The organism is Klebsiella sp. MS 92-3 (assembly GCF_000195655.1).
In the GTDB taxonomy this organism is placed as follows: domain Bacteria; phylum Pseudomonadota; class Gammaproteobacteria; order Enterobacterales; family Enterobacteriaceae; genus Klebsiella; species Klebsiella pneumoniae.
The window spans coordinates 55,392-59,171 of record NZ_GL882855.1 but is presented as its reverse complement, the minus strand read 5'-3'; the positions used below and the strand labels follow the sequence as shown (position 1 = coordinate 59,171).

At 54.1% G+C, this 3,780-nt stretch carries 4 protein-coding genes; 3 read left to right on the top strand and 1 reads right to left on the bottom strand.

Annotated elements, in window-relative coordinates:
- The first annotated feature begins 95 nt into the window (after positions 1–95).
- From HMPREF9538_RS04290 to HMPREF9538_RS04300, 3 genes are all read left to right on the top strand, one after another.
- Positions 96–530 carry a VOC family protein gene (locus HMPREF9538_RS04290; RefSeq protein WP_009486106.1) on the top strand — a complete coding sequence of 145 codons (435 nt, stop codon included), beginning with the start codon at positions 96–98 and terminating at the stop codon, positions 528–530.
- Positions 531–1,095: 565 nt separating this feature from the next.
- A complete protein-coding gene (locus HMPREF9538_RS04295) occupies positions 1,096–2,328 on the top strand; it encodes a multidrug efflux MFS transporter MdtM (RefSeq protein ID WP_002908368.1) in 1,233 nt (410 codons plus the stop codon).
- Between the two features lie 36 nt (positions 2,329–2,364).
- Entirely contained in the window at positions 2,365–2,757 is a 393-nt protein-coding gene (locus HMPREF9538_RS04300) for a VOC family protein (RefSeq protein ID WP_009486105.1), read from the top strand.
- Between the two features lie 128 nt (positions 2,758–2,885).
- Here HMPREF9538_RS04300 and HMPREF9538_RS04305 read toward each other — a convergent pair whose 3' ends face one another.
- A complete protein-coding gene (locus tag HMPREF9538_RS04305) occupies positions 2,886–3,473 on the bottom strand; it encodes a DUF1062 domain-containing protein (protein WP_004151162.1) in 588 nt (195 codons plus the stop codon).
- Positions 3,474–3,780 lie beyond the last annotated feature (307 nt).

The window sequence follows — 3,780 nt, the reverse complement described above, 5'->3', positions numbered from 1 at the left end:
CCCCCTTTTTTTTATGGCCCTCACCGGAGGGTATCCTGTTCTTGCTGGCTCACTGCTGTTAACCATTGCCGGCCCCCCAGCCGAAAGGAAATCCCATGGAAAGTAATACCTTACATCGTGGCAGATTGATCGATCATATTCTGCTGGTTGTCGAAGACTTTGAGGCAAGCAAAAACTTCTATACCGCCGTACTGTCGGCGCTGGAGATCCCGGTTATCACCACCGCCAATGAATACTTGCTGGCCGACGAACTGGTGGTGGCCTCACGCCGCAGCCCGGAGGCTGCCGGGAAACTGACTGGGCGCCACCACCTGGCATTCCAGGCCAGAGATCGTGACATGGTGGACGCTTTTTACCATGCGGCGCTGACCCATGGCGGACGTGATAACGGCGCGCCTGGCGAACGACACTATCATCCTGGTTACTATGCCGCTTTTGTGCTGGATCCGCAGGGGAATAATATTGAGGCGGTGTACCATGGCAAGGTTGAGCGCAGCGCCGGGTCTGTTGCGATCAGCTTCACGCAGTAAGCGGGCGAAAGTCACATTTCCTTACCTGCGCAATTCCCATAATAAATGTGGGTGTTATCATTTCCTTAATGAATAATTCATACCCATAGCTGAGGCGTCGATGCTGGAAAACCTAATCATCTGATAATCAGACTTCCGACCATCACTGGCCGGACTGATTATCACTGCGCTGAAATCGAATGCGGACACTGGCGAGTGTTCGCCTATTTTGCCCATGATGATGACAAAGGTTTCCCGGTATGAATGTTTCCCCTCAGGAGCAAGCGACTTTATTCATTCTCGTCCCCTGCGGACAAACGCTCCACATCCACGCGATGGCAGCGAGACCCCTCCCTCGCATAAGAAACGTCACCCCCAGCCAGTTAACCCGGTGCGTTATCCCTCTGCCATGCTCGATCACTCCCTCTGCATGCCGTTGCGTTGCCTTACCCAATGACCGTCGTCAGGCGAATTTTATCTTTCGATTTGTCATTCCGCGGCCAGCCTGTGACGACAGCCGCAAGGGATCCACATCAACCAGGCCCCGATACCAGGGAAACCGTCACCGACCAGGGAGTCTTCGCGTATGAAATTAGCGTTGGGACCGTACATCCGTTTTAGCAGAATCTTGTTATTTCCGCTGGCGATGGTTATCTATGATTTTTCTGCTTATCTGACTACCGATCTCATTCAGCCGGGTATTATCCACATCATCCGGGAATTTGAGGCTGATGTTGCGTTAGCCCCGGCCTCTGTCAGCCTCTATTTAGCCGGGGGGCTGGCATTACAGTGGCTGCTGGGGCCGCTCTCCGACCGCATTGGTCGCCGCCCCGTACTACTGACCGGAGCCATCATCTTTGCTTTGGCCTGCTTCAGCATGATCTTTGTCACGTCGATTGATCAATATCTTATCGCCCGTTTTATCCAGGGAACCAGTATCTGCTTCATTTCGACAGTCGGTTATGTCTCCATCCAGGAGGCTTTTGATGAAAAAGAGTCTATCCGCATTATGGCGGCGCTGACATCCATCGTTTTGCTGGCGCCGGTAATCGGGCCCCTGGCGGGCGCTGGCCTGATGAATTTCCTGCACTGGAAGTTATTGTTTGCGATCATCGGCGCCATGAGCTTGCTGGCCTGGGCGTTACTGATTTTTAACATGCCAGAAACGGTCACCTCTCAGGGCCGGGGGTTTCGTCCGGGAGAGGTATTTTCCGAGTTTGTCCGCGCCTTTAAACAGCCGGTGGTGCTCACGGGCGCGCTGGCGTTGTCATTCAGTAACCTGCCGATAATCACCTGGGTAGCACTCTCTCCGGTGATCCTGATCGATGACGGCGGGATGTCGCGCGGCGCCTATGCCTGGACCCAGGTGCCTGTCTTTGGCGGCGTTATTATTGCCAGCATCATCGTGGCCCGTTTTATCAAGGATCCGACCTCTCCCCGCTTTATCTGGCGCACTATCCCGATACAGCTGACCGGGTTGTTGGTATTACTGGCGGGAAATATTGCATGGCCCCATACCTGGTGGTGGTCCGTTTCAGGAACAAGTCTCTATGCCCTCGGAACAGGCCTGTTGTTCCCCGTATTATTCCGTTTTGCGCTTTTTTCCCACTCCCTGCCGAAAGGGACGGTTTCAGCCACCATCAACATTGTGGCGCTCAGTTTTATGGCGGCCTCGGTGGAAGTAGCGCGCTGGGTTTACTTCCAGGCTGGCGGCAGAATTGCTTTTCACTGCCTGGCGCTGATAGCAGGAATCGTCGTCATCATGCTGGTCTCGCGCTTGTTAAAACTCCGTCAGCAACATCTTCTTCAGCCAGCCTGAAGGTTTAGGCCTTTTTGCCCGCAACAGGAGAACACTATGTTTTCATACATTATGCTGGGAACGAACGATCTGCCACGCGCCATCAAGTTCTATGACCCGTTAATGGCGCTGCTGGGGCACGTCAAAGCCGGCCGTAACGAACAGGGGGCGTCCTGGGGCACCTTCAACGGCAATCACACCTGCGGGCTGTGCGTGGGCGTTCCTTTTGACCAGCAGCCTGCCGGGGTGGGTAATGGAACGATGGTGGCGCTTAACGCCCGCTCCGTCGCACATATTGCGGAACTGCATGCCCTCGCCCTGCAACTCGGCGGACGTGACGAAGGCGGTCCCGGTCACCGGCCGCAGTATGGCGACGGTTTTTACAGCGCCTACGTCCGCGATCCCGACGGCAATAAGCTGGCGTTTGTTTACTATGCGTCTGCAGATTGAATGGCTGCAGCGGAGGTGGCTTATGCAGACGGAGATAAGGGAGTCAGGACGGCCAACTTCGCCGTCCTTATTCACCGAGGAATAAAAAAGCCAGCAGCTCAAGCGCTGCGGCTTATCTTCCCGGCAAGTTATCTACCGCAAAGTGATAACGTAATCCGGCGTCGCGCATACAGCGTTTCCGCCGCCAGCTGAAAATCATATTCCATCGCCTTCAGCTTTTTCGTCTTGAGCTGTTTTAGTGGAATACCCTCGATATGCCCTGTCGCGACCAACCACCGGATTTCAGCCGTACTCAGCTTGAGCTGTTTTTTCAGTATTGATAGCAGGCTGATGCGAAATGGCTGACTGACTCTGACGCGCACCGTTATCCGCTGACATGCCATCAACGTAACCGACCATTGCTCGTGAATACGAAAATCAGGTTGCCCCGACGGCTCGGCGCGGTTGCGCTTCAGCGTCGCGAGGTCAGCGGCATAATAGTGAACCATGGCTGCATCGTTCTGCAGCAGGCGCTGAAGCAGTTCACGGTTTATCTTGCTGACGTGCAGCCTGGAAAACAGGGCGATATTCCAGGTGTAATCGCAGCGCGTGCATTTATAGATGCTCCAGATATCCAGCAGCTTCTTTTGCGAATTCACCCGGATGGCGCCGGAAGGCGCAAAGTCGCGTTTTACATTGCAGGCGGGGCAGCGTTTGGCAATGTGCTGATACCCCACGGGCGTGACCGTCCATGTAACTGTCATAACGTACCTTTTTTAACCCATACGAAACCGAGTCCGTGATTAACGGACCATGATTTTTGGCGTATGAAAAATAGTTAATCGCTATTTTTCAGTGGGTTAAAAAAAGATTTCCAACGTTATTTTCCTGGAGAAGTCCTAATCGACACCCTGAGATTAACAAAGGGGTTATCGCGGGATATATGAGCCCAGTCAATGTTTGCGCGGATGATTAAAAGCTTCGTCAATACACTCGGAATGCTCAGCGGGCTGGCATTCCCCCCCCCCCCCCCCCCCCCCCCCC